At 52.8% G+C, this 1603-nt stretch carries 1 rRNA gene; it reads right to left on the reverse strand.

Features of this window, described 5'->3' with window-relative positions:
* Positions 1–10 precede the first annotated feature (10 nt).
* Positions 11–1565: ribosomal RNA gene (locus tag AB4154_RS17325) — 16S ribosomal RNA — on the reverse strand.
* Between the last annotated feature and the right edge of the window lie 38 nt (positions 1566–1603).

The raw sequence follows: 1603 nt of genomic DNA on the forward strand, positions 1-1603 counted from the left end.
TATCTTCGTATAAGGAGGTGATCCAGCCCCAGGTTCCCCTAGGGCTACCTTGTTACGACTTCACCCCAGTCATGAACCACAAAGTGGTGAGCGTCCTCCCCGAAAGGTTAAACTACCCACTTCTTTTGCAGCCCACTCCCATGGTGTGACGGGCGGTGTGTACAAGGCCCGGGAACGTATTCACCGTGACATTCTGATTCACGATTACTAGCGATTCCGACTTCATGGAGTCGAGTTGCAGACTCCAATCCGGACTACGACGCACTTTTTGGGATTCGCTCACTATCGCTAGCTTGCTGCCCTCTGTATGCGCCATTGTAGCACGTGTGTAGCCCTACTCGTAAGGGCCATGATGACTTGACGTCGTCCCCACCTTCCTCCGGTTTATCACCGGCAGTCTCCCTGGAGTTCCCGACATTACTCGCTGGCAAACAAGGATAAGGGTTGCGCTCGTTGCGGGACTTAACCCAACATTTCACAACACGAGCTGACGACAGCCATGCAGCACCTGTCTCAGAGTTCCCGAAGGCACACCTGCGTCTCCGCTGGCTTCTCTGGATGTCAAGAGTAGGTAAGGTTCTTCGCGTTGCATCGAATTAAACCACATGCTCCACCGCTTGTGCGGGCCCCCGTCAATTCATTTGAGTTTTAATCTTGCGACCGTACTCCCCAGGCGGTCTACTTAACGCGTTAGCTCCGAAAGCCACGGCTCAAGGCCACAACCTCCAAGTAGACATCGTTTACGGCGTGGACTACCAGGGTATCTAATCCTGTTTGCTCCCCACGCTTTCGCATCTGAGTGTCAGTATCTGTCCAGGGGGCCGCCTTCGCCACTGGTATTCCTTCAGATCTCTACGCATTTCACCGCTACACCTGAAATTCTACCCCCCTCTACAGTACTCTAGTTCACCAGTTTCAAATGCAGTTCCGAGGTTGAGCCCCGGGCTTTCACATCTGACTTAATGAACCACCTGCATGCGCTTTACGCCCAGTAATTCCGATTAACGCTCGCACCCTCCGTATTACCGCGGCTGCTGGCACGGAGTTAGCCGGTGCTTCTTCTGTTGCTAACGTCAAGAGATAGCGCTATTAACACTACCCCCTTCCTCACAACTGAAAGTACTTTACAACCCGAAGGCCTTCTTCATACACGCGGCATGGCTGCATCAGGCTTTCGCCCATTGTGCAATATTCCCCACTGCTGCCTCCCGTAGGAGTCTGGACCGTGTCTCAGTTCCAGTGTGGCTGATCATCCTCTCAGACCAGCTAGGGATCGTCGCCTTGGTGAGCCATTACCTCACCAACTAGCTAATCCCACCTAGGCATATCTTGACGCGAGAGGCCCGAAGGTCCCCCTCTTTGGCCCGTAGGCATTATGCGGTATTAGCCATCGTTTCCAATGGTTATCCCCCACATCAAGGCAATTTCCTAGGCATTACTCACCCGTCCGCCGCTCGACGCCCATTAACGCACCCGAAGGATTGTTAGTGTCGTTTCCGCTCGACTTGCATGTGTTAGGCCTGCCGCCAGCGTTCAATCTGAGCCATGATCAAACTCTTCAATTTAAGATTTTGTGACTCAACGAATACTGACTTCAAAACTA

It is taken from the genome of Vibrio sp. 10N.286.51.B11, assembly GCF_041469245.1.
Classification (GTDB): Bacteria; Pseudomonadota; Gammaproteobacteria; order Enterobacterales; family Vibrionaceae; genus Vibrio; species Vibrio crassostreae_C.